The organism is Mesorhizobium sp. M0306, assembly GCF_040321655.1.
Taxonomy (GTDB): Bacteria; Pseudomonadota; Alphaproteobacteria; order Rhizobiales; family Rhizobiaceae; genus Mesorhizobium.
On sequence record NZ_JAMYRY010000001.1, the window covers coordinates 487,667 to 513,552 of the forward strand.

Consider the following 25,886-nt stretch of genomic DNA (forward strand, 5'->3'; position numbering starts at 1 on the left):
TTGAAGCTGCTGTTGCGGCCCTTGATCCGCTGCCTTTCTAGCGGCTGCCAGAGCCGGCCACAAAACAGATTTTTCTAAATTCTACCAATTTAGTAGATTAAAGCCGCCGGATGCCAAACGAGCCATCAAAGGCAGCCCGGCGCTCTCGCCGGCCTCTGTCGGAATACCGGTCCGAGTACCGGAACATTCCCGCCTCGGCACGCGTTTGCCCTATGGGCCCAGCCCCGGTCATGCCCCTGCGGCAAAGGCTTGGCGATGGGCTCGAAAAATCAAAAAAGGAGCGCCCCATGAGCAACGTCAGACTGAAACGCGGACTGTGGATCGTGGTGGCAGATGGCGAAAAGGCGCTGTTCCTCGAGAATCGTGGAGACGTCCAATATCCCGACCTTCAGGTCGTGCACGAGATGGAGCAGGAAAATCCGGCAACCCGAGAACAAGGCACGGACCGCCCCGGCCGCTACAGCGACGGCCCTTCCGTCCACCGCAGTGCGGTCGAGGACACCGACTGGCACCGTCTCGGCAAGGAGCGTTTTGCCGAAGAGATTGCCGACAGGCTCTACAAGCTCGCGCATCGCGGCACGTTCAAGGAGATCGTGCTGATCGCGCCGCCGGCGGTGCTGGGCGACATGCGCAGGAAGCTGCACAAGGAGGTCACCGACAAGATAACGGCCGAAATTCCAAAGACGCTGACCAACCACAGCATACCCGATATCGAGAGCCTGCTGCAGGCAACCTGATCGGGGCATCGGCGGCGCGCAACTTTCGTTGCCGTAGCAATCGCCTGCCTGGAGCAGGCCGCCGGGTGGCAACGCTTGCCGGCTCTCCGCCTTTTGCTGCTTTGTCATCGATTTCATGGGGATTGCGGGTTGTCTCGCGACTGTCCCAGCCTCCATACTGCCAAGGCGGCGGCTTTTGGGCGGCGCACATCCGACATCGCAATTCCTGAAGGCGCTCCATAGACAATGCCGCATGACACGCCCCTTATCGCCACCATCGTCGCCGGTCTGGGGCTGGCTTTCATCTTCGGCGCACTTGCCAACCGCTTCCGTGTCCCGCCGCTGGTAGGCTATCTCGTCGCCGGCGTTCTGGTTGGACCGAACACGCCGGGTTTCGTTGCCGATGCCGGCCTCGCCAATGAACTGGCCGAGATCGGCGTCATCCTGCTAATGTTCGGCGTCGGCCTGCATTTCTCGCTGAAGGACCTGTTGTCGGTTCGCGCCATCGCCGTGCCCGGCGCCATCGTGCAGATCGGCTTCGCGACAGCCCTCGGCGCCGGCCTTGCCTGGATGCTCGGCTGGTCGATGGGCGCGGGGCTGGTCTTCGGCCTGGCGCTTTCCGTGGCCTCGACCGTGGTGCTGTTGCGCGCCCTGCAGGAGCGGCGGCTGATCGAGACCGAGCGCGGCCGCATCGCCGTCGGCTGGCTGATCGTCGAGGATCTCGCCATGGTGCTGGCGCTGGTGCTTTTGCCGGCATTGGCCGGCGTGCTCGGCGGCCAAGAGCAGGTGGAGGTGCACTCCAGCGGTCTGCTGTCGCTGCCGACGAGCTACGGCGTCTGGGGCGTCGTCGGCATCACACTGGCCAAGGTCGTGGCCTTTGTCGTGGTCATGCTGGTGGTCGGCCGCCGGCTTATCCCCTGGATCCTGCACTACGTCGCCCATACCGGATCGCGCGAACTGTTCCGGCTGGCGGTGATTGCGATTGCGCTTGGCGTCGCCTTCGGCGCGGCCAAGCTGTTCGGCGTGTCGCTGGCTCTCGGCGCTTTCTTCGCAGGCATGATCATGAGCGAATCCGAGCTCAGCCACCGCGCGGCCGAGGAATCGCTGCCGCTGCGCGACGCTTTTTCCGTGCTGTTCTTCGTCTCGGTCGGCATGTTGTTCGACCCGTTCAGCCTGATCAGCAATGGCTGGCCGATCCTGGCGACGCTGGCCATCATCGTTATCGGCAAGTCGCTGGCAGCCTTCGTCATCGTCGTCGTTTTCCGCTATCCGATCGCAACCGCGTTGATGATTTCGGCAAGCCTTGCCCAGATCGGCGAATTCTCGTTCATCCTTGCCGAACTCGGTGTCGGGCTGAAGCTGCTGCCCGAACAAGGCCGCGACCTCATCCTCGCCGGCGCCATCCTGTCGATCGTCCTCAATCCGCTGATGTTTCTTGCCGTCGACCGGATGAAACCCTGGCTGGAAGCACGCGCCGGCGGGACGGCGGCGCCCGGCGAAGCAAGGCCGATCGGCCCGGCGACCGAGCCCGGCCAGGTGGCTTCGGTCGCGGCCCTGCGAAGGAGGATGGCCCACCGCCCAGGACGAGGCTGACCGGCCACACCATCCTGATCGGCTACGGCCGCGTCGGCAGCCTCGTCGGCACGGCGCTGAGGCAGGCCGCCCTGCCCTTCCTCGTCATCGAGGATGCCGACAAGACGTTGGCGAAGCTCAAGGCCGACGGCATCGAAACCGTGGCCGGCAACGCGGCGAATGGCGACGTGTTCGCCGCATCGAACCCCGAGGGCGCGAAGCGGCTGATCCTGGCCATTCCCAACGCGAGGCCGGGCAGGTCGTGCTGCGCGCCCGCGCCGCCAATCCGACAATCGAGATCATCGCCCGCGCCCATTCCGATGCCGAGGTCGAGCACCTCAAGGGCCTTGGTGCCGACACCGTCATCATGGGCGAACGGGAGATCGCCCGCGGGATCGTCGAGGAAGTTTTGGCAGCACCGGAAAGCGCCCCCGGCGGCCTAAGCCTGCGCCGCCCCTCACCCCTACCGTGAAGAGGCAGCGTCAACGATCCATAAAAACTCAGCCGCTCAAACGTGCTGGCCGCCGTTGATGTGGATTTCCGAGCCGGTCACGTAAGACGCCTGCTGCGAGCACAGGAAGAAAATGATGTCGGCGACTTCCGCGGTGGTGCCCAGGCGCCTCAGCGGGATGGTCTCGACGATTTTTTCCGTGCCCGGCGACAGGATCGCGGTGTCGATCTCGCCCGGCGCAATGGCGTTGACGCGAATGCCGTGCGGGCCGAAATCATGCGCCATCTCGCGGGTCAGCGAGCCGAGTGCCGCCTTCGAGGTCGCGTACGCGGTGCCGGCGAAAGGATGCACGCGGGTGCCGGCGATCGAGGTGACGTTGACGATCGAGCCCTTGGCCGATGCCAGCTCCTTGAACAGTCCGCGCGCCAGCATGATCGGGGCGAAGAAATTCACCTGGAAGACGTCGCGCCAGACATGCATCGGCGTGTCGATCGAGTTCATGCGGCTGTTGCCGTCCTTGAGCTTCGGCGAGATGCCGGCATTGTTGACCAGCGCATGCAGCTGCCCGCCATGCGCCTCCAGCCGGTGGCGGATCTCGGAGATGGCGATGCCGACGTCCTCCTGGTCGGCGAGGTCGACCTTGATGTGGTCTTCCGGGCCGGCCGGCCACGGGCAGTCCTCGGCAAAAGCCTGGCGCGAGCAGGTGATGACGCGCCAGCCTTCGCGTGAAAAGCGCTTGACCGTGGCATGGCCGATGCCACGGCTGGCGCCGGTCAGCACGATCGTCTTTCTGGTGTCGAGTTCAGCCATGTCTGTCACTCCGACGACGACATCTAGCCGAATGTGCGAACCGTGGCGAGGGTCGTTCGGGTTTTGGCGAGGATCGACCGTGCAGGCACCCATCGATCGACGCGCGCGCGACCATTGCCTTGTGCTGCCGCAAGAAGCGACCGCTGCTAGACCTTGCTCATAAGCAGGTAGGACAAGTGGCGAGCAGGCCGAGATTGAGGATAAACATTATGGTCGCCAGCGACCATAGAACCCACAGGAAGCCGCCGCGCGATCTATCCGCGAGGCGCCCAATACCCCACGCAATACCATACGGCACGACGAGCATCAAAACGACTGAAGCTATTATCGCGCCCAGCCTCTCATTGAACAGATAGGCCGGATCGGAAATATGCAGATACGGCAAATGCCTCAACACCACGACGCACACCAGCATCGACAGCAAGAGGAGCCATTGCCACCAGCTTAAGCTATTGAATCTGCGCCTGTTTAGACCATCCATTTCGACCTGCCCGTCCACGACAAGATTGAACTTGGTCAAAGCGGAAGGCAAGTGGGTAATGCGCTCCGCGACTGTCGACATTGGACTAGCGTGTTGCGCCGTCAAATACGGGTGCGTCAGCCCCCAGTCAGAATGTCAAGGATCGAGGTCTGCCGCTTCTTGACCGGGCCGCCGACATTGCCGGGCGGCACCGGATGCTTGATCGATCCGGTGGCACTGTCGACGCCCGGCATGGCCAGGCCGCCGGCATCGACCGTCTCGGCAGGACGCACGGGACGCGAAGCCGACTGGGTGGCTGCTGCAGGCGGCGCCGATTGGCCAACGGAAGCGACCGGCGCCGGCGGTGCCGTGTCGGACGGTATGTCGTCCGGGACGATGGTGTCGGGCGGCGTCGACTTCCAGGTTCCGGGCAGCGGCCGCACCGGCACGCCCTCATGCGCGGCGACCATGAACTCGTGCCAGGCCTGCGCCGGCAATGCGCCGCCGGTGACCTTCTTCATCGCGCTGCCGTCATCATTGCCGAACCAGACGCCGGTGGTCAGGTTGGCTGTATAGCCGATGAACCAGGCGTCGCGCGAGTTCTGGCTGGTGCCGGTCTTGCCGGCGGCCGGCCAGGCGAACGCCGCCTTCCTGGCCGTGCCGATCTCGACCGTGCCTGTCATCATCGAGTTCATCATGCCGACAACATCCGGCTTGACGACCCGCGGCGCGCCGCCGCCATTGTTCTCGTAGAGCACCTTGCCGTCGCTCGTCGTGACGCGGCGGATGAAATGGATGTCGGGCTTAAAGCCGCCATTGGCGAAGGGAACATAGGCCGAGGTCAGTTCCAGCGGCGTCACTTCCGAGGTGCCAAGCGCTATCGAGGTGTTGGCCGTCAGCTCGGACTGGATGCCCATGCGGTGCGCCGCCTCGACCACCGCATTCGGTCCGACTTCCATGGTCAGCTGCGCGGCCACCGAATTCAGCGATTTTGCCAGCGCCGTCGCCAGCGTCACCTTGCCGAAATATTTGCCGCCGTAATTGTCGGGCGTCCAGTTGCCGATCCTGATCGGCGCGTCGTTGCGCACGCTGTCGGGCGTACGGCCGGATTCCAGCGCCGCCATATAGACGAACGGCTTGAATGCCGAGCCCGGCTGGCGGCGCGCTTCCGAGGCGCGGTCGAACTGGCTGGTCGAATAATCATAACCGCCGACCATGGCGCGCACCGCGCCGGAATTGTCGATCGACACCAGCGCGCCCTGGCTGACATTGAGCTTCTTGCCGCTCTGGTCGATCAGCCGGCGGATCGATTGCTCGGCGAGCTTCTGCAGCGTCAGATCGACCGTCGCGTCGACGACGATATCGCGGCGCACATCGCCGATCAGGTCGGGCAGTTCTTCCATGATCGTGTCGGCGACATAGTTTTCCGAGCCGATCCAGTAGGACGGCGCGCGCGTCGCCGGCGCGCTCATCGCCGTGGTCATCTCCTTGGCGCTGATCTTGCCCTCGTCGCGCATCGCGGCGAGCACCAGCTGCGAACGCTGTTCGGCCGCCTTCGGGTCGCGCGCCGGCGACAGCCGCGACGGCGCCTTGAGCAGGCCGGCGAGAAGTGCCGCCTCCGACAGCGTGACATCGCGCGCGCTCTTGCCGAAATAGCGGCGCGAGGCCGCTTCGACGCCATAGGCGCCGGAGCCGAAATAGACCCGGTTGAGGTACATTTCGAGGATCTGGTCCTTCGTATGCTTGTGCTCGAGCCACAACGCCAAGAGCACTTCCTGCACCTTGCGTTCCAGCGTGCGGTCCGGCGTCAGGAACAGGTTCTTGGCCAGCTGCTGGGTCAGCGTCGAACCACCCTGCGAAAAATGCCCGCCCAGAACATTGGTCACCATGGCCCGGGAAAGGCCGATCGGATCGATGCCGAAATGCGAATAGAAGCGGCGGTCCTCGATGGCGATGACGGCCTCGGGAATATAGGGCGACATTTCGTGCAGGCCGACGGCCTCGCCGCCGCTCATGCCGCGATTGCCAAGCAGCTGGCCATCGACCGAGACGATCTTGATGTTGGGGGCGCGGTCGGGAATGGCCCAGGTGGTGGCCGCCGGCATCTTTGCGCCGTAATAGACGACGATGCCGGCAGTGGCGATACCGCCCCAGATGGCCAGCACGAAGCACCAGTAGAACAGCCGGCCAAGCACGCCGAACAGCCCGCGCCGGCTTTTGCCGCGCCCGCCGCGTGACGGCTTGGCCTTGGTCGATTTGCGCTTTGCAGCGGCTTTGCGATTGCTCGGCACGACGCGGTCCTCCTCGCTCACCGAAAAGCCGGCCGAGGATCTCGCCCCCGGCGATGCCTCGAAGCTGGGCTCGATGCGGCTGTCTTTCCGGTTCGCCATGCGCTGTGCTGTCTTCCCCATGCCTATGGCGTTCGGGTTGAAGACTAGATGCGGCGATTTAAGGGCGGGTTAAGTCGGGAAAAATCGAAGTAAAGTGTATTCAATCGCTTGCCGAGCCGGCGCGGCCCGCGACAGTGCCAAAGCCCGAAATGAAAAACCCGCCTCGGCGGGCGGGTCGTTGGAGCCAATGAGCACCATAGCGAAATTAGTAGCATAGCTGCCGGCACAAAGCAAGAACAAAATATGCTTTGCCTCAGAATAATCGCTTCAGGTCGGCGGTTGCGTCAGCCCTCAGTCGTCCGCGTCCGGATCGTCGGAGGCCGGCCGCCAGCTGATTGGTTCGATCTTCTTTTGCGTATGGCCGTCCGTATAGGCCCACCAGCCGGCATCGCTTTCGTCCCAGTCGCCGCCGGCCGCCTTCAGCCGGTCGAGCGAACGGTATTGCGCGATGCTCTCGTTCATCACGCCGTCGCTGTCCTGCCAGTAGACGGTGACCTTGGAGCCGTCCTTCGGTGCCGTTTCGATTGGTTTTCGCGCAGCCATTTCAATTCCTCCCGGCCAACGGCGTTAAGGTGCCAGAAGGCCATTAGCTGTGGGCGAAGATATCCTCCTCATCCCAGCCCATCAGGTCGAGTTTCGCACGCGTCGGCAGGAAGCGGAAGCAGGCATCGGCCTCCTTGGTCCGGTTGTCGCGAGCCAGCCGCGCGCTCAGCACGTCGCGCAGCCGGTGCAGGTAGAGCACGTCGGAGGCGGCATATTCGAGCTGCTCGGGCGACAGCGTCTCGGCGGCCCAGTCCGATGATTGCTGCGCCTTCGACAGGCCGACCCCGAGAAGCTCGAAGCAGATGTCCTTCAGCCCGTGCCGGTCGGTGTAGGTGCGCGTCAGCCGCGACGCGATCTTGGTGCAGAACACCGGCTCCGGCATGACGCCAAAGGCGTTGTAGAGCACGGCGAGATCGAAGCGGCCGTAATGAAAAAGCTTGGTGATGCTGCGGTTCTTGAGCAGGCTGACGAGGTTCGGCGCCTTCTTCTGGCCGGGCGCGATCTGGATGACGTCGGCCGAGCCGTCGCCCGGCGAGATCTGCACGACGCAGAGCCGGTCGCGATGCGGGTTCAGCCCCAGCGTCTCGGTGTCGATGGCGACCGCCCCGACATCGTAATGCAGCAGGCCGGGCAAATCGTTTTTATGGAAACGTATGTCGCTCATCGTCTTCTCCGGTCGCGGCCCCGTGCAGCGATGCGCGACGGACCATGCCCGTCCTTGCCGCGATCCGGCGAAAAATCAACAAAAACTTGAGTCTGGCGCGATTTCAGCGTGTCAGCGCGTCGAGAATGCGCGCCCAGGAGCGCTGGCCCTTGTGGAAGGAGTTCATCTCGTACTTCTCGTTCGGCGAGTGGATGCGGTCGTCGTCGAGGCCGAAACCGACCAGCAGCGATTCCATGCCGAGATAGTTCTGGAAATCGCCGACCACCGGGATCGAGCCGCCGCCGCCGGTCACCACCGCCGGTTTCGGCCATTCGTCGGACAGCGCCTGCTTGGCCTTGGCCAGGAAGGGCGAGTCGTAGGAAAGCTGGATCGCCGGCGAGCCACCATGCGGATGGAATTCGACCGAGCAGTCGGCCGGAACCCGCTGCCTGACAAATGCCTGGAAGGCGGCGCGGATTTTTTCCGGATCCTGTTTGTGAACGAGGCGGAAGGAGACTTTCGCCGAGGCCTGCGCGGCGATCACCGTCTTGAAGCCCTTGCCGGTATAGCCGCCGATAATGCCGTTGAACTCGGCCGTCGGCCGCGCCCAGGTCAGTTCGAGCACCGAGCGGCCCTTTTCGCCGGACGGAATCGACAGGCCTATCGGTCCGAGGAAGGTCTCGGCCGTCTCGCCGAGCGACAGCCACGACTGCAATATCTGCGACGGCGTTTCCTCGACGCCGTCATAGAAACCCGGAATGGTGACGTGGCCGTCCGCATCGTGGATGTCGGCCAGGATTTTTGCCAGGATGCGGATCGGATTGGCGGCCGCACCGCCATAGAGCCCGGAATGCAGGTCGCGGTCGGCAGCCGTCACCGTGACCTCCTCGCCGACCAGCCCGCGCAGCGAGACGCAGATCGACGGCGTATCGCGGTCCCACATGCCGGTGTCGCAGACCAGCGCGAAATCGGCCCTCAGCTCATCCGCATTCGCCTCGAGAAACGGTTTCAGCGACGGCGATCCGGACTCCTCCTCGCCCTCGAACAGGATCGTGATGCGGCACGGCAATCCGCCATGCACCTGCTTCCACGCGCGGCAGGCCTCGACGAAGGTCATCAGTTGGCCCTTGTCGTCGGCCGCGCCGCGGCCGGTGATCACCTTGTGGCCGGGCTCGATCTCCTTGACCGCCGGCGCGAACGGGTCGCTTTCCCACAGCTCGATCGGATCGACCGGCTGGACGTCGTAATGGCCGTAAAACAACAGATGCGGCGCGCCCGCCGGCCCATCGTGATGCGCGACCACCATCGGATGCCCCGGCGTGTCGCGCACGCTGGCGTCGAAGCCGATCAGCTTGAGCTCGGCAACCAGCCATTCGGCGGCCTTGCGGCAGTCGGCGGCGTAGTCCGGATCGGTGGAGATCGACTTGATGCCGAGCAGGCCGAACAGGCGTTCGAGGCTCTGGTCGAAGTTCTTGTCGAGGCGGTCGAGGACAGGGGAAACTGCGGACATCTGGCGGGCCTTTCGATTCTGGCGGCGAATCTAGAGCCCATGCGGCGAAACGGAAAGCCCGCGATCGTTGGGCCACAGCTTCCTGTCCAAAGGCAAAAAAATGCCGCCGTGGTGGAGGGGAACCACGGCGGCCTTACTCGAAACGATGCGGCAGCCCGGAGAGGGGGGATAGGCTGCCGCAAGTGTCCGGGATAGGCGGGGGACGGGCCTTGCTCCGGACTTCGGCGAAAACTGCCGATGGCGTTTATTTGTGTCTGCGAACGTGGCGATTCAAGGGCACAAAAATTACACTTTTGTAACATAGGCGTGAGCGAACAAAGCTCCGGCCAAGCCGCCATGGCCGGCCAAGCCCGCACGCCATTTGTCAGGGTGTTGCCGGAACCCTTGGCGGAAGCCGCCTTTGGCATGGACCGCGGCGCTGCGCCGCGCTATCCCTCGTGCCATGAAAAAAGGCGATCATCTCTTCCTTGTCGACGGCTCCGGCTACATCTTCCGTGCCTATCACGCGCTCCCGCCACTGTCCCGCAAGTCCGACGGGCTGCCGACCAGTGCCGTGCTCGGCTTCTGCAACATGGTCTGGAAGCTGACGCAGGACGCCCGCAATACCGATGTCGGCATCGTGCCGACGCATTTCGCCGTGATTTTCGACTATTCGTCGAAAACCTTCCGCAACGACCTCTACCCCGAATACAAGGCCAACCGCTCGGCGCCGCCGGAAGATTTGATCCCACAATTCGGCCTGATCCGCCAGGCGACCAGGGCCTTCAACCTGCCATGCCTTGAGACGGAAGGCTACGAGGCCGACGATTTGATCGCCACCTATTGCCGGCTTGCCTGCGAAGCCGGCGCCGACACCACCATCATCTCTTCCGACAAGGATCTGATGCAACTGGTCGGCCCAACGGTTGCCATGTACGACCCGATGAAGGACCGCCAGATCGGCGTTCCCGAGGTGATCGACAAATGGGGCGTGCCGCCGCAGAAAATGATCGACCTGCAGGCGCTGACCGGCGATTCGGTCGACAATGTGCCGGGCGTGCCCGGCATCGGGCCGAAGACGGCGGCGCAATTGCTCGAACAGTTCGGCGACCTCGATACGCTGCTCGCCCGCGCCGGCGAGATCAAGCAGGACAAGCGGCGCGAATCGATCATCGCCAATGCCGACAAGGCGCGCATCTCGCGTGACCTGGTGACGCTGAAGAACGACGTGCCGGTGACCGAGGGGCTCGACGAGTTCGTGTTGCACGAGCCGGACGGCCCCAGGCTGATCGGCTTTCTCAAGACCATGGAATTCTCGACGCTGACCCGCCGCGTGGCCGAAGCGACCGGAACGGACGCGGGTGACGTTGCGGCCACTCCCGTCACGATAGAGCGTGCCGATACCGCGCATGGCCCCGATATGGGTTTTGGCGTGCCCGCGGCCGCCGAGAGCGCACCGCCGTCGGACGAAGCGGCACTCGAAGCCCCGGCCGCAGCCAGGCAAGGCGACACCCCATCCCTGCTTTCGGCGCTTCGCCTGGAGGCTGCCACCGCCCGCAAGATCGACACCGGCGCTTACGCCTGCATCCGCGACGCCGCGACGCTGAAGGCCTGGATCGCCGAGGCGATGGAGAGAGGCATCGTCGCCTTCGACGTTAAAACCTCCTCGCCGGATCCGATGCGGGCCGAAGTGATCGGCCTTGCCATGGCCGTCGCGCCCGGCCATGCCGCCTATGTGCCGCTTGCCCATAAGAACGGCAATGGCGACCTGCTCGGCGGCGGCGCGGTCGAAAACCAGATCCCGATCCGCGACGCTCTGGCGTTGCTCAAGCCGCTGCTCGAGGACAAATCCGTCCTCAAGATCGTGCACGACATGAAATACCGCCTTGTCGTCATGAGCCGTCACGGCATCGAGATCGGCCCCTATGACGACACCATGCTGATCTCCTACGTGCTTGAGGCCGGCACCCATGGTGGCCATGGCCTGGAGGCGCTGGCCGATAAATGGCTCGGCCACGCGACCATTCCGCTGAAGGAACTGGCCGGTTCGGGAAGAAGCTTTGTCGGCCTCGATCAGGCCGACCTCGGCAAGGCGACGGCTTACGGCGCCGAGCACGCCGATGTCGCGCTCAGGCTCTGGCAGGTGCTGAAGCCGCGGCTTGCCGCCAAGGGCCTGGTCTCGGTCTATGAACGGCTGGAACGGCCACTGGTGCCGGTGCTGGCACGGATGGAGCAGCGCGGCATCTCTGTCGACCGGCAGATCCTGTCGCGGCTCTCCGGCGAACTGGCACAGGGTGCCGCACGGCTCGAGGACGAGATCTATCAGCTGGTCGGCGAACGCATCAACATCGGTTCGCCAAAACAGCTCGGCGACATCCTGTTCGGCAGGATGGGCCTGCCCGGTGGTTCTAAAACCAAGACCGGCCAGTGGTCGACCTCGGCGCAGCTTCTCGAAGACCTCGCCGCCGAGGGCCACGAATTGCCGCGCAAGATCGTCGACTGGCGCCAGCTGACCAAATTGAAATCGACCTATACCGATGCCTTGCCCGGCTTCATCCATCCCGACACCAAGCGCGTCCACACCTCCTACGCGCTTGCCGCGACGACGACCGGACGGCTGTCGTCCTCGGATCCCAATCTGCAGAACATTCCGGTGCGCACCGTCGAGGGCCGAAAGATCAGGACGGCCTTCATCGCCGACAAGGGCAACAAGCTGGTTTCCGCCGACTACAGCCAGATCGAATTGCGCGTGCTCGCCCACGTCGCCGAAATCCCGCAGCTCAAGCAGGCCTTCGCCGACGGCGCCGACATCCACGCCATCACCGCCTCGGAAATGTTCAACGTGCCGGTCGAGGGCATGCCTTCGGAAGTGCGCCGCCGCGCCAAGGCGATCAATTTCGGCATCATCTACGGCATTTCGGCCTTCGGCCTCGCCAACCAGCTGTCGATCGCGCGCGAAGAAGCCGGCGACTACATCAAGAAATATTTCGAGCGTTTCCCCGGCATCCGCGACTATATCGATGCGACCAAGGCCTATGCCCGCGAGCACGGCTTCGTCGAAACCATTTTTGGCCGCCGCATCCACTATCCGGAGATCAGATCGTCAAACCCGTCGGTCCGCGCGTTCAACGAGCGCGCCTCGATCAACGCACGCCTGCAGGGCACCGCCGCCGACATCATCCGCCGCGCCATGATCCGCATGGACGAGGCGCTGGAAAAGGCCAAGCTTTCCGCCCGCATGCTGCTGCAGGTGCATGACGAGCTGGTTTTCGAGACCGTCGAAGCCGAGGTCGAGGCGACGATTCCCGTCGTCTGCCACGTCATGGAGAACGCCGCCATGCCCGCGGTATCAATGTCGGTGCCGCTGCACGTCGACGCCCGCGCCGCCAACAATTGGGAAGAGGCGCATTAAGGCGGGCCACAGAGCCATATTCGGTTCAAGGTTCACGAGAAGCAGCGGTATGCTATAGTGCCCGTATGATCACCAAGGCACTTGAGAATCTGGTAAGGCACGCGGAAGCTTGGCCTCGCGAAGACCAGGAGGAGCTTGCCGAGTATGCCCACGTCATCGAGGCGCGGCGAACCGGAGTGTATGCCACGTCGGAATCAGAGCGCAGCGCCATCACAACGGGACTCGCAGAAACCGACCACGGCACTTTCGTAGATGAGGATACGGTTCGCGCGGCAGACACCCGCCGCAGACTATGAAGGTCCGATTTACGCGGCAGCCTTTGCCGAACGCGAGGCGATTTTCAACTACCTCGAAGAGCGGGGGCCTCAGGGCGCCCTTTCGGTCATTTCTCGGATCCACGCTGGAATTTCGCGACTTGCCGAGTTTCCTGAAAGTGGTCACGCGACCGACATCCCTGGCGTTCGCGTTCTCTTCATAGGTCGCTATCCCTACAAGGTTTTCTATCGGGCCCGTTCCGATGCAATCGAAATCCTGCACATCCGGCATACCTCAAAGAAGCCGGTTGGCTAGGCCGTAAACTAGGTGGAAAGCGGACTTGGGGATTTGTGGAAAGCACTCATGGCGTATGTCATGCTAGAACCGCAGTCATCGAGAATGGTTCATGCATGAATTGGGAACAGATAGCATCGGATTTCGCTTGGGACGGCTACTGGCGAGACATCTACGTTCTGAACACGTCTGAGGCAGATTGGCAGAGCGTCTGGAACATCCTCCTCGAATGGACCCCGCCTGCTAGTTTCAGTGTCTCCGGCAAGATCGAGTCGATGCCATTGGGCGTCGAAGCGGCCCTGGAAAGCGAAACAGGCAGCTTACTGTCTTTTAACGTCGGGCCAATTCAGCTTGCATGTCACTTCTTCAGCGCTGTCGAAATTGAGTTCGACTTCGATCCAAGGCAAGTCAGAGGAAAAACCGAGGTTGAGCACCTTGACCGCTTTATGCGATTGCTCGGTGACGCTACTGGGAAGCAGATAATTCTCACGCAGGAAAATGATCAAGAGGCTATCATCGCACGCTACTCTCCCGATCTTGAGAGGGTAGTTTGGACTGCACTTTCATAGCCGAATGTCTGCAACGGGTCGTTTGTCGACTGGCGGCTTCCGCCCTCATGGAGGCTATCGCCAAGGCATAGGAACCATCGTGAGCCCACCGGCGAGGCGTGAATACTGCTCCGCCGCCTTCGAAGTGTTGCCTTCGGGCTTGCTAAGCCGCCTCGGCCAAACACTTCGCACAAGTCCCGCGGAATTCGATAACCGCCTTCTTGGCGGCGAAGCCGGTCGAGCGTACCCATTCGTCGAGCCGGTGGCCGACATCGTGGTCGGAGAACTCGGTCACCTGGCCGCAGGTGTCGCAGATGGCAAACGCCGTCATCGAATGGCTGTGGTCGTGCGGCTCCGCACAGGCGACGAAGGAATTGAGGCTTTCGAGCCTATGCACGAAGCCGGACTTCACCAGCGTGTCGAGCGCGCGATAGACCTGCAGCGGCGCGCGAAAACCGCGCTCGCGCAGTTGGTCGAGCAACGTATAGGCGCTGAGCGGTCCGCTGGCGGCTTCGAGTTTCTCGAGAACGCAAAGCTGGTTCTTCGTCAGTACATCCCTTGCCGCCATGATCCTGTTCCAACCCGCTTCGTGCCGATCACTGCCATTTCGCATGCGATCGGACCACTTCCACTGAGATAGCGACGAACTGCCATTTTTGCTACTGTTTCTATTCGCAGCCGGTGGTCGGCTGGCCGGCGGCGCCATATTCAAAATACTGACAAAATCGTCGGCCAGGCTGGCCGTGCTTGGAAATTCGATCGGGCTTGGGGAAGCAATCATGATCAAAGTGACGCGGCGGACGCTGCTTGCCGGCACGTCCGCGCTGGCCGCTGCCGGCCTGGTGCCGTTTCGGGCATTCGCAGCGGCGCGCACCTATCACGCGCTGCTTGTTGCCTGCACCGATTACCCGAACCTGCCGAAGAAAAACTGGCTGATCGGACCGAAGAACGACGCCGGCCTGGTGCGCGATTACCTCTTGAAGAACACGCCCGCGCCGGTGAAGTTTTCAGCCGAAAACGTCACGCTGCTCGCCAAGGATGTCGAAGGCGCCAACGGACCGCCGACACATGCGGCGATCAAGGCGGCGTTGGCCGACCTTGCCGCCAAGGTCCAGCGCGACGATTTCGTCTACCTGCATTTGTCCGGTCACGGCGCGCAACAGCCGGCGGCGAGCAAGGGCGACGAGACCGACGGCCTCGACGAGATTTTCTTGCCGTCCGACATCGACAAATGGGTGAACCGCGAACAAGGCGTGCCCAATGCGCTGGTCGACAACGAGATCGGCACCGCGCTCGACGCCATCCGCGACAAGGGCGCCTTTATCTGGGCCGTGTTCGACTGCTGCCATTCCGGCACCGCGACGCGCGCCGCCGCGGTCGACGACGAGCTGGAACGCAAGGTCGAGTTCGCCGATCTGGTCGGCGGCGACGACGCTGCCAGGGCGGCTGCGGTGAAAGCCTATGACGAGATTGCGTCGGCCGCGCCGCGCGGCTTTGACGAGGACGGGCAGCGCAAGCCGGCCTTCAAGCTGACGCCGACCGGCGCCGAGCCGACCACCAAGGGTAAATTGGTCGCCTTCTACGCGGCGCAGACGGTGGAGACGACACCTGAGATGCCACTGCCCAAGGGCACGGCCGATGCGCCGCGTTTCGGGCTGTTCACCTTCACCATCCTGTCGAAACTGGCCGAGAACCCCAACATCACTTACCGCCAGCTCGGCCAGGCCGTGCTGCAGCAATATTCGGCCGACGGCCGCACCCGGCCGACGCCGCTATTCGAGGGAGAACTCGACGCACGCGTCTTCGGCACCGACCGGACCGACGCGGTCATGCAATGGCCGATCGTCATCGAGAACGACAAAGCCACGATCGGCGCCGGACTGCTGCATCGGCTCACCCCCGGCAGCAGCCTCGCAGTATTGCCCTCGGCGTTGTCGCCGCTGTCCGAGGCGCTTGGCTATCTCCAGGTGCAGTCGGCGAAAAACCTGGAAAGCCGGGTCAAGCCGGTCGAGTTCGGCGGCAAGCCGGCGCTCAAGCTGGCCGACATCCCCGCCAATGCCTATGCCCGGCTGGCCGAGCTCGCCGTCGACTACAAGCTCGTGGTCGCGCGGCCGGCGGCGATCAAAGGCCTGGAGAAGGAGGCCGCGCTGGCCAATTCGGTTCTCGACGAACTGGCGGCCAGGGAGAACTCGGGGTTCCACATCGCGCTGGTCGAGCCCGGCAAGAGCGCAGATCTGCGTCTCGCCGTGCTGCGCGAGAATGCCATTGCCGGCGCCGCAGAAGATGCCACCGACGCGCCGGCGCTGTGGTTCCTGCCGGCTTCGGGCGACATGACGCTGAAGGACGGCAACAAGCCGCCGATGATCGTCATTCATCCGGATGGCCGCGAAAAGTTGATCGACGCCGCGGCAGGGACTCTGACGAAAATCTTCCGCGCCATCGGCCTGTCGCGGTTGGCCGCCGCTTCCGATTATCGGCCGGAAGAAGTCAGTGTCGAGTTCCGGATCAAGCGTTTTGACAGTGACACGCTGCAGCCGATCGAACCGTCGACGGTGCCGCGTGTTTCTCCCGATGATCAGGTGCACGTGCTGGCCAGGAACAGCTCGACCAACCTGGTCGACATCAACGTGCTCTATGTCGGCTCCGACTATTCCATCCAGCATTTTCTTGCCGAGCGCCTTACCGAAGGCGCCGTGCTCGAGGAAGGCCTGTTCAAATTCACCGACACCAGCTTCGGCATGGAGCGCATGATCGCCGTCTTGACCGAAGCGCCGCCGCAGAGCGAGAAGCAGGATCTGAGTTTCCTGGCGCAAGACGGGGTTGTCTCGGTAACGCGCGGACTGGGACAGCCAAGTTTCTCCGACATGCTGGCCGATATCGGCATGGCGCCGGCGACGCGGTCGGCCATGCGGCTCACCGACGACAAGGGGTCGAAGGGCGCCGTGATGATCTTCCCGATGGAGACGGTGCCGCGCGCCTGAGGCGGGATCAGCGCCCGGCCGGGCCTCTTGCCTAATCGGCTGATAATGAACATTCTTCGACCGCCGCTGTCGGCGGCCGAACGGAACGGATGAGGGCGTTCGTGAACAGGATCGTATTTTCGTGGCGCGCAACAGCCGCCGGCCTTGTCGCCGGGCTATTGTTGGCCGCCAATGCTTCGGCGGACGAGGCTTGCGGCCTCTGCGCCAAGGAGGTCGTCATCAACTCCGAACTGGCGAGCTGCTTTCTCGACCAGTACGACCAGATAGCCAAGACCGGCAACACCGCCGTCGTCGTCGATCTCAGCAGCTGCACCTCACGCGGCGTGGTCGAACCATTGCCGTCGCCAGGCAAGGCTCAGGTGGAGCCTGACGTGCAGTTCATCGTTTCGCGCACGCAGCTGGATTGCCTGAAGAAGAAGCTGGAGACGCCGGGCATCGTGCTCGACCCGTCCGCCACCATAGAACTGGACAGCTGCGGATGACGAGAGCGGGGGGCAACGCAACGCAGCAGGCAGCGGCGCCGGTACCGCAAAAGAAGCCGGTGTCACTGCCGGAAACCGTCGAAGGCCTGCCGTGGGTAAGCAATCACGAGGTCAAGAAGGAGGCCAACCCGTTCACCGATCGCGACTGGCGCATGCTCGTCTATGCCTGGTCCGGACTGCTGGTACGCCTGGCAATCATCTTCACCTTGATCTTTTCGGTCTACCAGTTCCTGGCGAACCAGGAGCAAAAGCGCGTCGAACAGACGATGTCGTTGGTCGAGCTCTGGGAAAGCAAGGATTACCAGCAGGCACAACGGGCCCTCAAGCAACGTCTGGCGGCGCTCAACGCCAAATACGGCAATCTGCTCAGCGCCAATCCGACGCCGACCGAGGAACAGGTGTTCAGACAGCGCATCGGCATCGAGGCGATGAGCGCTACTGGCGGCGACATGCCGCTTGCCGAGTTCAGCGATAATTTCGACCGCATCGTCTATTTCCTCAACCGCCTTTCCTTCTGCGTCGAAGGCAGGCTGTGCTCGCGCGAGGTCGCCGACTCCTATTTCCGCGACTACGCCGCTTCGTTCTGGAGCTATTTTGCCGGCTATATCGACAAGGAGCGCAAGGCCGGCTCGCCGACTTTTGCCCTGCCGATCGAGAACTATGTGCGCCAGGCGCCACCTCCGGCCCAGTCCAGATAATCCCCCAAATGCGAAAGCCGGCGACGGAAATGCTCCTCCGCCGGCTTTGGTTGGAGCATTTTGCAGCCAAGTGTGATCACACTTGGCGTCGCAGAAATGCGGCTAAATAGATAACCCGCCCCGATGATCGCGGCCGAAATTCTGCACGCCTATTTGTACAGGCTGTTGATCCACTGGACGTTGATGGCGTTCAGGCGCACGGCGGTATTGGCATCCGGGCTCTCGGCCACGTTCACGCCGGTGATGACGCGCTGCTTGGAGCCATTGTCATAGGCATAGACCGAGCTGCCGCTCGATCCTGGATACGTGTCACAGTCGTACTGGAAATACTCGGTGGCGATGTTTTCGGCGCGCACTTCGCAGGTCGCCTTCCACATCGTGCCCATCGGCTTGTCGCCGGGATAGCCGATGATGTTGGCAGTGAAATCGCCGAGATCCACGTAATTGGCATAGCCCAGCCAGCCGAGATTGGTGCCGACATCCTGTTTCAGAGTAACGATGCCGAGATCCCACGGCACGACGGAGCCGTAAAAGCCCTGGTAATTGTCGATGAAGCCCTGGACGATATAGGCGCTTTCATAGGTGAAGGCGCCGAACGGTGCGTCGTCGGCGGTCTTGCCGTTGAGAGCCGGGACGAACAGGATGTCGTCCAGCCAGGCCTTGTCTTCGTGGCTGTAGAGGCAGTGCGCCGCGGTGAGCACCGTGCGCGGGCCGATCAGCGTCGCCGAGCAGCTGCCGTAGCTGCCGCTCTTCGATTTGCCTTCGAGATAGCCTATCGCGGTGAACGGGTAGGTTTTGGTATTCTTGATCTGCTCGCGGTCGTCCGTCCCGAACACCTGGCGGCCGGCCTCTTCGCCTCCGCTCAGTCCGGAATTATCGGACTTCTGCCCGTCGGCGGGCGCGTTCATTTCCTTGATGACAAGGTCCTTCAGCGTCTCGTTCGGGTCGATCTTGATGTCCTTGCCATCGGCGGAGCGGCCGACGATGCCGTAGGATTTGACGGCCGTTGCTTCGTCGGTGAGTGGCGCGGCGCGGTTGGCCTCGTCGTCGGTCAATTTCGGCGGGGCGATCGGCTTCGCCCGGCCGGGCTTGTAATCGCCCGATGTCACGTCCCGCATGCTTTCGCCGTTGCCGGCATTGGCGGAACCTGGATCGGCAGCCAAGGCAGGAACCGCCCACATTGCGGTGGAAAGCAACGCGGACGCAATAATGCTATGTGTCAGTTTTGTCATGGTGAGACTCTCCCAAAAGTCAGCAAGGACTGGATCAAGATACAGAAATATTGTCGAGATCGTGGTGGCGCAGAAAAATGAAATTGGTTACCGGTGCCTTTACCGGGCCATTATTCAGTGCAGCCAGTTTAGGTCCCCGCCAAAAATGCCTGCAACGGTATACTGCCTAAAATAATCCAACATTGGCAACGACAAATTGCTTCCACATAGCCCGTGGGGGGCTATAGGATTTTGGGCGGGTTTGGCTCGACAGCACGATTAGCAGAAATGGTGCTCGGCTTTGTGACGGATCGTGCTTCGCCGTGGAGCATGATCTCACCGGCCGGTTCCATTTCAGTGGATCATGCGTCGGCGACTAACCTGTCGGGAACATCGTCTCAGGGGGTTCGAGGTGAAGATCATCCATAGATTCAGACCGATTGCCGCCGCCGCGCTGCTTGGCATCGCGGCGGCCGTGCCGGTCGTCAATTCCGTTCATGCCGGGAACACGGCCGCCCGGCCGGAGGCGGCGATCTCGCCGATGAAACGCGTGGCCGAGGCCAGGGCAAAGGCCAGGGCGGAGAACCCCGACGGCGCCGATCGCGTCTACGGCGGCAAAGAGGCCGAGAAGGGCGCTTACCCGTTCCAGGTGGCGTTGCTGACCACCGGCAAACTGGACAAAAGCCCGGCCTCGCAGGCGAATGCGCAGTTCTGCGGCGGCAGCCTGATCGCGCCGCAATGGGTGCTGACGGCGGCGCACTGCCTCAATGACGACGGCGAGCCGATTCCGCCTGATGTAGTCACCGTGCTCACCGGCGCCACCGATCTCAGCGAGGGCAAGCGCTACAAGGCGGTGGAGATCATCGTCAACGAGGGCTATAGCGAGCAGACGCTGGACAACGATCTCGGCTTGATCCGGCTGGCCGAGCCGGCCGATGCCCCGACCATCAAAATTGCCCGTGAGCCGACCCCCGACGCTGGCAAAACGATGGTCACCGGTTGGGGCAAGATGCAGGACGGAACATTTCCCACCGCGCTGATGGTCGCCGACCTGGACCTCCAGCCGAACGCAACCTGCAACAGCGGCATCAAGGCGATTTATGCGCATGATTTGAAGGCAGCGCTCGGCGAGCTCGCCCGCCGCATGCGTTATTCGGAAAGGGGCATCGAGGCGGCCGCCAACGCGATTGCAGCCGACATGGCCGATCCGCTGACCGGCAACATGATCTGCGCCGGCACCGCAAGCGGCGAGCGCGACGCCTGCAATGGCGACAGCGGCGGACCGCTGTTCATGACCGGCGCCGATGGTCCGGTGCAGGTCGGCGTCGTCAGCTGGGGCGAAGGGCCGGCCGACGGCAGCACCGCCTGCGGCCACAAGAACGCCTACGGCATCTACACGCGGCTGGCCAATTACACCGGCTGGATCGAGGAGAAGATGAAGACGGCAGCGCCCGTAGCCGCAGCGCCCAAAGCCCTCGGCACGGCTCAGAAGCCGGCCACGCCCTGACCGCTTCCGCCTGCTGAATGTACGGCGGGAGCAATCCCGCCGTTTCTGCCCGGAAACTTTTGGTCGGGGCTAAAGCGCGTCGCGTCCGACCGGCCTCATGCGACGCACTTTAGGTTCTTGGTTTCAATGCATGTCGTTATCGCAAAACCGCTGCACACTTTTGCGCGACATGCATCAGAACCAGCGATCGCGGCGCTGGTCTGTGGCGGCCAAGGTGAGGCCCAGTAGCGCCCCTACTGCCGCTCCGAGTATGAATGCGGACGATATTGTGCCAGGATTCTCCTGGACGACCCCGGACACCGTCTGCGCCCTGTTGCGGAGGGCTTGTGCCGTCCGGGAGGCGCGCTCAGCAGCGTTGTCATACCAGCCGCCGGCGTCTTCGATCGCCTCTTCCGCGCGTTCGGCCAAGGTCCGATTGATCTTGCTGATCTCGCGCCTCAGCTGCGCGACCTGCTTCTCCAGGGCTTCCTGAGCTTCACGTTGAGTCATCTTCGGTGTTGCGGATTCGTTCGGTTCGTCGGCCATGGTAATCTCCTTTGCTCAGGTTCGGCTCAACGGCCGGCCCGCTATCTAGGTTCCTCCGCAAAACGCGTCTGTCCGGTGTTTGTTCGTTGAAAGCGCGGCTTTGCCTACGAAATCGGCTTGAACATCGGATCGTTCCGGCGCTCCCCGCGTTGGTGAAAACGCCACAAGGGAGGAACCGCCATGGATGACGATCTGCATGAAAAAATTCGGCAGCGAGCCTATGAGATCTGGGTGCGCGAGGGCCGCCCGCACGGCGCACATGAGCGTCATTGGCAGCAGGCGAAACATGAGCTGGACCTCGACGACGCGACAACCGTGCCGGCAGATGGCGCGACAGACCGCGGTCCCACTGGAACGATCGCCAGTTCCGACGTTCTGACCGTCGAGGCGCTGGCGATGCGCACCGGGATAACCGGTGATCAGGCGCAAGAGCTGATCGACAGGCTTGGCAACGACAGAGCGACGCTCGAGGAAGCCGCGCGGAACCTCAAGGCAGCCGAAAGTTAGCCGCTGGCCACCGTGTCGAAGACAGCTACCAATTTGCGCTGCCGGCTCTTTTCGATGAAAACGGACCGCAGACCGTCGTCGCCTACTTCCGTGGCGGCCCCTTACACTCGGCCGACGCCGCCCAGAGGTTGATATCCGACTCGCGGGCAAAGGTGTCGATCTCGGCGAGCTCGGCATCGCTGAAGTCGAGCGCTTCAAGCGCGCCGACGCAATCCTCGACCTGTTCCGGCCGGCTGGCGCCGATCAGCGCCGATGTGACCCTGCCCCTGCGCAGCACCCAGGCCAGCGCCATCTGCGCCAGCGTCTGGCCGCGGCGACGGGCGATGACGTTCAGCGCCTCGATATTGGCGATCGATTTGTCGTTGATGAATGCCGGGCGCAGCGACTTGCCCTGGCTGGCGCGGCTGCCATCGGGGATGCCGCCGAGATATTTATCGGTCAGCATGCCTTGCGCCAGCGGCGAGAACACGATCGAGCCGACGCCAAGTCCCTCCAGCGTGTCGAGCAGGCCGTCGTCCTCGACCCAGCGGTTGAGCATCGAATAGCTCGGCTGATGGATCACGCAAGGCGTGCCGAGCTGCTTCAATATGTCGGCGGCTTCGCGGGTTCTCTGCGAATTATAGGAGGAAATGCCGGCATAAAGTGCCTTGCCCGAGCGCACCGCGTGATCGAGCGCGCCCATCGTTTCTTCCAACGGGGTGTCGGGGTCGAAGCGGTGCGAATAGAAGATGTCGACATAGTCGAGGCGCATCCGCTTCAGGCTCTGGTCGAGGCTGGCCAGCACATATTTGCGGCCGCCCCATTCGCCATAAGGTCCTGCCCACATTTCGTAGCCGGCCTTGGTCGAGATGATCAGCTCGTCGCGATAGCCGGCAAGGTCCGTCCGCAGGATTTCGCCGAAGGCCCGCTCCGCCGAGCCGGGCGGCGGGCCGTAATTGTTGGCGAGGTCGAAATGCGTGATACCGAGATCAAACGCCCTGCGCGTGATCGCCTGCTTGGTTCTATGCGGCGTGTCGTCGCCGAAATTGTGCCACAGCCCAAGCGAGATCGCCGGCAGCTTCAGGCCGGAGCGCCCGCAGCGATTGTAGACCATCTTTTCGTAGCGGTTTTCGGCGGGAACATAGGGCATGGAAAATCCTCATATCGAAACGAGCCCGACGGCTGCCGCCGCGATGACGGGCAAGTCGACTTCGGCCCCACCCTTAGCCTCTCCCCGCGCAAACGGGGAGAGGCTTTTGCGGTGCTTGGGAGGTGCGCCGCCTACTTCGTTTTCTTCTTCGCCAGCAGCTCCTTCGCTGCCTTGACGCCGAGTGCTGCGGGCCGCTCGCAGCTGGTCTGCATGACAACGAACTTTCCGGTCTCGCCCGAGCGCAACAGGCCGGTCATGACGTCGACGGCATGCAGCGCCAGTTCCATCGAGCAGCGATGCGGCCGGCCTTCCCTGATCGCGATCGCCATGTCGGCAAGGCCGGCGGTGCGGTAGTTGGCCATCATGCCGTGCGAATGCATCTCGTTGGGCACGCCGAACGGATGCCGCCATTTCGGCAGCTTCTTCACCGGCTTGGCGGCTTCGGTGTAGCGCACCTCGCCGCCGAAGAAGTTCGGATCCGGCACGAACACCGTGCCTGCCTCGCCATAGAGTTCCATCGGCGCGTGGCCGTGGCTCCAGACATCCCAGCTGGTGTTGAGCGTCACCACGGCGCCGTTCTCGAATTCCAGCACGCCATGGATCGTCGTCGGCGTGGAGACCGGGATCTTTTCGCCGGCACGCGGCTTCGAGCTGATGATGCGTTCCGTCATCGGGATCGAAGCAAAAGCCGCGACCTGCTTCACCGGCCCGATCAGCTGGATCAGGTTGGTGATGTAATAGGGTCCGATGTCGAGCACCGGCCCGGCGCCCGGCTGGAAGAAGAAGTCCGGATTGGGGTGCCAGTGCTCCATGCCATGGCTCATCACATGACAGGTGCCGCTGGTGATCCTGCCGAGCCTGCCGGTGTCGATCAGGTCGCGGACAAGCTGGTGCGCGCCGCCGAGGAAGGTGTCGGGGGCAGAGCCGATGCGCAGCCCCTTGTTTTCCGCCCGTTTCTTCAGGTCGAGCCCTTCCTTGACCGACAGCACGAAGGGCTTCTCCGAATAGACGTGCTTGCCGGCATCGAGGATCTGCTTCGACACTTCGTAATGCACCGCCGGAATGGTCAGGTTGACGATGATGTCGATATCGTCGGCCTTGAGCAGCCCCTCGACGGTCTCGGCGCGCAGCTTGAACTCTTTTGCCCGCGCTTTCGCCGCTTCCATGTTGATGTCGGCGCAGGCGCGCATCTCGATGCCGCGAAACAGCGGCGCCAGCGAGAAATACGCCTTCGAGATGTTGCCGCAGCCGATGACGCCGATGCCAAGTTTTGTTGCCATGCTGGTGTGCTCCTAATAGGTCTTGGCAGCTGCGATCGAGCGGCGGGCGAAGCGCTCGATGTCGTTGGGATTGTCCTGTTCCATGACGTAGTATTTTGCAGCGCTTTTGGCGCGCAGCGCCTTGATCAGGCCGGGCCAGTCGATGGTGCCGTGGCCGACATCCGACCAGCCGTCCTCGTCGAGGCCCTCGCCCGGCTTGGCCATATCCTTGACGTGGACGGCGACGATGCGCTTGCCGTGCTTCTCGATCCAGGGCAGCGGATCGACGCCGCCGCGCACCACCCAGGCGACATCCATCTCCCAGCCAATGTCGGGCGCGGAAGACAGGATATGGTCCTGCGGCACCGAGCCGTCGGCAAGCGCCTTGAACTCGAAATCATGGTTGTGCCAGGCAAAGCCATAGCCGGCTTTCTTGGCCGTCTCGCCGACCTTGGCCAGGCGTTCGCCGAAGCCGCGCCAGCCGGCAGCGTCGGCCGGCCTGAACTCGGCGTTCAGGAAGGGGCAGATGAGCAGCGTGATGCCGAGCGCGTCGGCCGTCCTGCGCACGCCGTCGAAATCCTTCTCGAGCGCGTCGATCGAGAAGTGCCCGGTCGGCATGGCAAGGCCGTTCTTGCCGAGCTCGACACGGAACGCCTTGGGATCGTCATAGACGCCGCCGAATCCTTCGACTTGGCTGTAACCAAGCTCGCCCAGCATTTTGAGCACACCCTCCCAGGGCTGGAAATTGCGAGCGCTGTAAAGTTGGAATGACCAGTTCATCGTCTCTGTCCGTTTTCTTGTGGATGGTTAGTCTTGGGGGATGGGATCTTGGGGGGAAATGGAAGAATCTTGGGGGGCTAAATCATGCTCTAGAGGCGGCTGCCGGTGGCGGCGTCGAACAGCGAAGCGCGCATCGGATCAAAACCGATGCCAACGGCCTCCGCGTTGTTTGGCGTGCGCTCGGCTGTCACCCGTACCGTGAAATTCTGGCCACCGAGCTTCAGCCAGACCAGCGTGTCGGAACCCATGGGCTCGACGACTTCGACATTTGCCGTGGCTGCGAACGGCCATCCCGTGCCGCTGTTGAACGCCACATGCTCGGGGCGGATGCCGAACACGGCCGGCCCCGGCACCGGGTCCTTCTCGAAAGCATAGGTGGCAAGCGGGATCCGCACATCCTCGGCGACAAAATGCCAGTCGCCTGACGCCTGCTCCAGTCTGCCGTCGAGAAAGTTCATTGCCGGCGAGCCGAGGAAGCCGGCGACAAACCGGTTGACCGGCCGGTTATAGATGGTCTGCGGTGCATCGAGCTGCTGGATGACGCCGCCCTTCATCACCGCGATGCGGTCGGCCAGCGTCATCGCCTCGATCTGGTCGTGAGTGACGTAGATCATGGTGTTCTCAAGCTTGCGATGCAGCAGCTTGATCTCGACGCGCAATTCTGCGCGCAGCTTGGCGTCGAGGTTGGAGAGCGGCTCGTCGAACAGAAAGACATCGACGTCACGGACAAGTGCGCGCCCGATCGCCACGCGCTGGCGCTGGCCGCCGGACAGGGCCGCCGGCTTGCGATGCAAAAGCGGTTCGATCTGCAGGATCTCGGCGGCCCGGGCGATGCGCTTGGCGATCTCGTCCTTGGCGAGGCCGGCAACGCGCAGCCCGAACGACAGGTTCTTCTCCACCGTCATCTGCGGATAGAGCGCGTAGGACTGGAACACCATGCCGATGCCGCGATCCTTGGGCTCTTCCCAGGTGACGTTCTTGCCCTTGATGAAGATGCGGCCTTCGGAAACGTCGAGCAGCCCGGCAATGCAGTTGAGCAAGGTCGACTTGCCGCAGCCGGACGGGCCGAGCAGCACGATGAACTCGCCTTCGGCGACATCGAGATTGAGCGTCTGCAGCACCGATATCGCGCCGAAATTCAGCGACAGGTTCTGGATCGAGACACTGGTGCCGTTTGCCCCCTTGCTGCCGTTTACCTCAATGCTGCCGTTTGCGTTCATCGCC

22 protein-coding genes and 1 pseudogene are annotated in these 25,886 nt (G+C 63.0%); 10 read left to right on the forward strand and 13 right to left on the reverse strand.

Annotated features, from left to right (window positions below; translation table 11 throughout):
- The first annotated feature begins 287 nt into the window (after positions 1 to 287).
- Both NKI95_RS02480 and NKI95_RS02485 read left to right on the forward strand, forming a co-directional pair.
- Positions 288 to 737: a baeRF12 domain-containing protein gene (locus NKI95_RS02480; RefSeq protein WP_352468331.1), complete on the forward strand. Its 450-nt coding sequence runs from the start codon at positions 288 to 290 to the stop codon at positions 735 to 737.
- 225 nt (positions 738 to 962) lie between these two features.
- Positions 963 to 2,760, forward strand: a pseudogene (locus NKI95_RS02485) (cation:proton antiporter domain-containing protein).
- 36 nt (positions 2,761 to 2,796) lie between these two features.
- On the opposite strand, the gene NKI95_RS02490 reads toward NKI95_RS02485, so the two are convergent.
- From NKI95_RS02490 to NKI95_RS02515, 6 genes are all read right to left on the reverse strand, one after another.
- Positions 2,797 to 3,549 carry an SDR family NAD(P)-dependent oxidoreductase gene (locus tag NKI95_RS02490; RefSeq protein WP_254816795.1) on the reverse strand — a complete coding sequence of 251 codons (753 nt, stop codon included), beginning with the start codon at positions 3,547 to 3,549 and terminating at the stop codon, positions 2,797 to 2,799.
- A 157-nt stretch (positions 3,550 to 3,706) separates the two neighbouring features.
- Complete coding sequence (locus tag NKI95_RS02495; protein ID WP_352713880.1) at positions 3,707 to 4,111, reverse strand: hypothetical protein; 405 nt, start codon at positions 4,109 to 4,111, stop codon at positions 3,707 to 3,709.
- Positions 4,112 to 4,146: 35 nt separating this feature from the next.
- Positions 4,147 to 6,399 carry a transglycosylase domain-containing protein gene (locus NKI95_RS02500; RefSeq protein ID WP_352713882.1) on the reverse strand — a complete coding sequence of 751 codons (2,253 nt, stop codon included), beginning with the start codon at positions 6,397 to 6,399 and terminating at the stop codon, positions 4,147 to 4,149.
- Positions 6,400 to 6,690: 291 nt separating this feature from the next.
- Entirely contained in the window at positions 6,691 to 6,942 is a 252-nt protein-coding gene (locus NKI95_RS02505) for a hypothetical protein (protein WP_352713884.1), read from the reverse strand.
- Between the two features lie 43 nt (positions 6,943 to 6,985).
- Entirely contained in the window at positions 6,986 to 7,606 is a 621-nt protein-coding gene (locus NKI95_RS02510) for a ribonuclease D (RefSeq protein WP_352713886.1), read from the reverse strand.
- A gap of 103 nt (positions 7,607 to 7,709) precedes the next feature.
- Positions 7,710 to 9,095, reverse strand: a complete 1,386-nt coding sequence (locus NKI95_RS02515) for a M20/M25/M40 family metallo-hydrolase (protein WP_352713888.1) — start codon at positions 9,093 to 9,095, stop codon at positions 7,710 to 7,712.
- Between the two features lie 442 nt (positions 9,096 to 9,537).
- On the opposite strand from NKI95_RS02515, the gene polA reads away from it, so the two are divergent.
- The 3 genes from polA to NKI95_RS02530 all read left to right on the forward strand — a co-directional run bounded on the left by polA (position 9,538) and on the right by NKI95_RS02530 (position 13,604).
- Positions 9,538 to 12,486 (forward strand): DNA polymerase I, encoded by a 2,949-nt coding sequence (gene polA, locus NKI95_RS02520; protein WP_352714573.1) that lies wholly within the window; start codon positions 9,538 to 9,540, stop codon positions 12,484 to 12,486.
- 252 nt (positions 12,487 to 12,738) lie between these two features.
- Positions 12,739 to 13,056: a type II toxin-antitoxin system RelE/ParE family toxin gene (locus tag NKI95_RS02525; RefSeq protein WP_352713890.1), complete on the forward strand. Its 318-nt coding sequence runs from the start codon at positions 12,739 to 12,741 to the stop codon at positions 13,054 to 13,056.
- Between the two features lie 95 nt (positions 13,057 to 13,151).
- Positions 13,152 to 13,604 carry a hypothetical protein gene (locus NKI95_RS02530; RefSeq protein ID WP_352713892.1) on the forward strand — a complete coding sequence of 151 codons (453 nt, stop codon included), beginning with the start codon at positions 13,152 to 13,154 and terminating at the stop codon, positions 13,602 to 13,604.
- A gap of 142 nt (positions 13,605 to 13,746) precedes the next feature.
- On the opposite strand, the gene NKI95_RS02535 is transcribed toward NKI95_RS02530, so the two are convergent.
- Positions 13,747 to 14,151, reverse strand: coding sequence for a Fur family transcriptional regulator (locus NKI95_RS02535; RefSeq protein ID WP_023675234.1), 405 nt, complete (start codon positions 14,149 to 14,151; stop codon positions 13,747 to 13,749).
- 211 nt (positions 14,152 to 14,362) lie between these two features.
- Here NKI95_RS02535 and NKI95_RS02540 point away from each other — a divergent pair, with 211 nt between their 5' ends.
- From NKI95_RS02540 to NKI95_RS02550, 3 genes are all read left to right on the forward strand, one after another.
- Complete coding sequence (locus NKI95_RS02540) at positions 14,363 to 16,564, forward strand: caspase family protein (protein ID WP_352713896.1); 2,202 nt, start codon at positions 14,363 to 14,365, stop codon at positions 16,562 to 16,564.
- A gap of 101 nt (positions 16,565 to 16,665) precedes the next feature.
- On the forward strand, positions 16,666 to 17,046 hold the full coding sequence (locus NKI95_RS02545; protein WP_352713899.1) for a hypothetical protein: 381 nt from the start codon (positions 16,666 to 16,668) through the stop codon (positions 17,044 to 17,046).
- Complete coding sequence (locus NKI95_RS02550) at positions 17,043 to 17,744, forward strand: DUF4760 domain-containing protein (protein ID WP_352713902.1); 702 nt, start codon at positions 17,043 to 17,045, stop codon at positions 17,742 to 17,744. Before NKI95_RS02545 ends, NKI95_RS02550 begins: the two co-directional genes overlap by 4 nt.
- Positions 17,745 to 17,893: 149 nt before the next feature.
- Here the strand turns inward: NKI95_RS02550 and NKI95_RS02555 are convergent, their stop codons facing one another.
- Positions 17,894 to 18,976, reverse strand: coding sequence for a trypsin-like serine peptidase (locus tag NKI95_RS02555; protein WP_352713905.1), 1,083 nt, complete (start codon positions 18,974 to 18,976; stop codon positions 17,894 to 17,896).
- A gap of 391 nt (positions 18,977 to 19,367) precedes the next feature.
- Here NKI95_RS02555 and NKI95_RS02560 point away from each other — a divergent pair, with 391 nt between their 5' ends.
- Entirely contained in the window at positions 19,368 to 20,462 is a 1,095-nt protein-coding gene (locus NKI95_RS02560) for a S1 family serine peptidase (RefSeq protein WP_352713909.1), read from the forward strand.
- Between the two features lie 174 nt (positions 20,463 to 20,636).
- Here NKI95_RS02560 and NKI95_RS02565 read toward each other — a convergent pair whose 3' ends face one another.
- On the reverse strand, positions 20,637 to 20,987 hold the full coding sequence (locus NKI95_RS02565) for a hypothetical protein (protein ID WP_352713911.1): 351 nt from the start codon (positions 20,985 to 20,987) through the stop codon (positions 20,637 to 20,639).
- Positions 20,988 to 21,167: 180 nt separating this feature from the next.
- On the opposite strand from NKI95_RS02565, the gene NKI95_RS02570 reads away from it, so the two are divergent.
- Positions 21,168 to 21,494 (forward strand): DUF2934 domain-containing protein, encoded by a 327-nt coding sequence (locus NKI95_RS02570; protein ID WP_352713912.1) that lies wholly within the window; start codon positions 21,168 to 21,170, stop codon positions 21,492 to 21,494.
- Between the two features lie 82 nt (positions 21,495 to 21,576).
- Here the strand turns inward: NKI95_RS02570 and mgrA are convergent, their stop codons facing one another.
- The 4 genes from mgrA to NKI95_RS02590 all read right to left on the reverse strand — a co-directional run bounded on the left by mgrA (position 21,577) and on the right by NKI95_RS02590 (position 25,882).
- Positions 21,577 to 22,623, reverse strand: coding sequence for an L-glyceraldehyde 3-phosphate reductase (gene mgrA, locus NKI95_RS02575; RefSeq protein WP_352713914.1), 1,047 nt, complete (start codon positions 22,621 to 22,623; stop codon positions 21,577 to 21,579).
- 131 nt (positions 22,624 to 22,754) lie between these two features.
- The gene (locus NKI95_RS02580) at positions 22,755 to 23,903 is read right to left on the reverse strand and encodes a Gfo/Idh/MocA family protein (protein WP_352713919.1); all 1,149 of its coding nucleotides are present in this window, start codon (positions 23,901 to 23,903) and stop codon (positions 22,755 to 22,757) included.
- A 12-nt stretch (positions 23,904 to 23,915) separates the two neighbouring features.
- Positions 23,916 to 24,662: a sugar phosphate isomerase/epimerase family protein gene (locus NKI95_RS02585; RefSeq protein WP_352713921.1), complete on the reverse strand. Its 747-nt coding sequence runs from the start codon at positions 24,660 to 24,662 to the stop codon at positions 23,916 to 23,918.
- Positions 24,663 to 24,751: 89 nt separating this feature from the next.
- On the reverse strand, positions 24,752 to 25,882 hold the full coding sequence (locus tag NKI95_RS02590; RefSeq protein WP_352713924.1) for an ABC transporter ATP-binding protein: 1,131 nt from the start codon (positions 25,880 to 25,882) through the stop codon (positions 24,752 to 24,754).
- Positions 25,883 to 25,886: the final 4 nt, after the last annotated feature.

Excerpts from the sequence above, each read along its gene's own strand:
- NKI95_RS02515 (WP_352713888.1), bottom strand. The coding sequence starts at position 9,095 with ATGTCCGCAGTTTCCCCTGTCCTCGACCGCCTCGACAAGAACTTCGAC.
- polA (WP_352714573.1), top strand. The coding sequence starts at position 9,538 with ATGAAAAAAGGCGATCATCTCTTCCTTGTCGACGGCTCCGGCTACATC.
- NKI95_RS02535 (WP_023675234.1), bottom strand. The coding sequence starts at position 14,151 with ATGGCGGCAAGGGATGTACTGACGAAGAACCAGCTTTGCGTTCTCGAG.
- NKI95_RS02505 (WP_352713884.1), bottom strand. The coding sequence starts at position 6,942 with ATGGCTGCGCGAAAACCAATCGAAACGGCACCGAAGGACGGCTCCAAG.
- NKI95_RS02580 (WP_352713919.1), bottom strand. The coding sequence starts at position 23,903 with ATGGCAACAAAACTTGGCATCGGCGTCATCGGCTGCGGCAACATCTCG.
- NKI95_RS02555 (WP_352713905.1), bottom strand. The coding sequence starts at position 18,976 with ATGACAAAACTGACACATAGCATTATTGCGTCCGCGTTGCTTTCCACC.
- NKI95_RS02550 (WP_352713902.1), top strand. The coding sequence starts at position 17,043 with ATGACGAGAGCGGGGGGCAACGCAACGCAGCAGGCAGCGGCGCCGGTA.
- NKI95_RS02530 (WP_352713892.1), top strand. The coding sequence starts at position 13,152 with ATGAATTGGGAACAGATAGCATCGGATTTCGCTTGGGACGGCTACTGG.
- NKI95_RS02540 (WP_352713896.1), top strand. The coding sequence starts at position 14,363 with ATGATCAAAGTGACGCGGCGGACGCTGCTTGCCGGCACGTCCGCGCTG.
- NKI95_RS02590 (WP_352713924.1), bottom strand. The coding sequence starts at position 25,882 with ATGAACGCAAACGGCAGCATTGAGGTAAACGGCAGCAAGGGGGCAAAC.
- NKI95_RS02500 (WP_352713882.1), bottom strand. The coding sequence starts at position 6,399 with ATGGCGAACCGGAAAGACAGCCGCATCGAGCCCAGCTTCGAGGCATCG.
- NKI95_RS02510 (WP_352713886.1), bottom strand. The coding sequence starts at position 7,606 with ATGAGCGACATACGTTTCCATAAAAACGATTTGCCCGGCCTGCTGCAT.
- mgrA (WP_352713914.1), bottom strand. The coding sequence starts at position 22,623 with ATGCCCTATGTTCCCGCCGAAAACCGCTACGAAAAGATGGTCTACAAT.
- NKI95_RS02565 (WP_352713911.1), bottom strand. The coding sequence starts at position 20,987 with ATGGCCGACGAACCGAACGAATCCGCAACACCGAAGATGACTCAACGT.
- NKI95_RS02495 (WP_352713880.1), bottom strand. The coding sequence starts at position 4,111 with ATGTCGACAGTCGCGGAGCGCATTACCCACTTGCCTTCCGCTTTGACC.
- NKI95_RS02490 (WP_254816795.1), bottom strand. The coding sequence starts at position 3,549 with ATGGCTGAACTCGACACCAGAAAGACGATCGTGCTGACCGGCGCCAGC.
- NKI95_RS02585 (WP_352713921.1), bottom strand. The coding sequence starts at position 24,662 with ATGAACTGGTCATTCCAACTTTACAGCGCTCGCAATTTCCAGCCCTGG.
- NKI95_RS02570 (WP_352713912.1), top strand. The coding sequence starts at position 21,168 with ATGGATGACGATCTGCATGAAAAAATTCGGCAGCGAGCCTATGAGATC.
- NKI95_RS02525 (WP_352713890.1), top strand. The coding sequence starts at position 12,739 with ATGAGGATACGGTTCGCGCGGCAGACACCCGCCGCAGACTATGAAGGT.
- NKI95_RS02480 (WP_352468331.1), top strand. The coding sequence starts at position 288 with ATGAGCAACGTCAGACTGAAACGCGGACTGTGGATCGTGGTGGCAGAT.